General features: G+C 69.2%; 1 protein-coding gene and 1 pseudogene. One reads left to right on the top strand and one right to left on the bottom strand.

The genetic code is table 11. The annotated features are described in order from the left end of the window. Positions 1-227: pseudogene (locus DKL51_RS16590) on the bottom strand (PaaX family transcriptional regulator C-terminal domain-containing protein); the annotation flags it as partial. 190 nt (positions 228-417) lie between these two features. Between DKL51_RS16590 and DKL51_RS16585 the strand changes: the two are divergent. Then, a complete protein-coding gene (locus DKL51_RS16585) occupies positions 418-585 on the top strand; it encodes a DUF3117 domain-containing protein (RefSeq protein ID WP_007455245.1) in 168 nt (55 codons plus the stop codon). Positions 586-871: the final 286 nt, after the last annotated feature.

The raw sequence follows: 871 nt of genomic DNA, 5'->3' as shown, positions 1-871 counted from the left end.
TCGAGTCGCCGGGCGGCTTTTGGTGTGATCGAATATCCCGGCCCGGAGGTCAGTCGGAGCGGCTCGAGCCAGCCCTGGCGGACCATCCGGGAGACCGCGGTGCGTACCGCCGGAGGCGCGATTCCGAGCGGTGCCAGCAGCTTGACCAGGGCGGCGACCGGCGCGCGGCCACCCCTCGCTCGGAGGTGGTCGCCGTACAGGTCGAAGAGTGCCGACCGTGCCTGCATGACCGCACATTGTGACAGGCCTATCCAAGATAAGCTAGATGCTGTTACATCAATGCTGCTTCGGTTTGGGTCCGGCGGTGTTCATCAGGGAAAATCGTTGGTCGACGCCCCCGCGACGGTTGCGGGTGGTTATGACGAAGTGGCTGTGGGGCAACCCACCGACCCTGGTGTAGGTCTGAGGGGAGACAACATGGCGGCGATGAAGCCGCGGACGGGCGACGGTCCGCTGGAAGTCACCAAGGAGGGCCGGGGCATCGTCATGCGGGTCCCGCTGGAGGGTGGTGGCCGGCTCGTCGTCGAGATGACTCCCGACGAGGCCAACGCGCTCGGGGACGCGCTGAAGGCAGCTGCGGGCTGATCGAGGAGTGCTCCGCGCGGCGCAGGCCGCGCGGGCAGTTCGTCCTTCCCTGAGCCACCGGCGCTGCCGGTGGCTCAGGGCCTTCGCAACCGGGAAGCGGCGGTTCCTCCCGCTTCGCACATTTTCTGGAGGTACGGTCCAGCGTGCTGGCCATTCGTCTGGTGAGCGGGCCCGAGCGGCCCGACACCCTCGTCCTGCCCCTTCGTTCCGCCGGGCCGGCCGAGGAGCCGGACGCTCCGGCCGCGCTGGTCCCTACCGCGCCGGCGCTCCCCGACGACCTGCTGGC

The organism is Micromonospora globispora, assembly GCF_003857015.1.
Lineage (GTDB): Bacteria > Actinomycetota > Actinomycetes > Mycobacteriales > Micromonosporaceae > Micromonospora > Micromonospora globispora.
The sequence above is the reverse complement of the archived record's forward strand: the minus strand, read 5'-3'. Positions and strand labels throughout refer to the sequence as shown.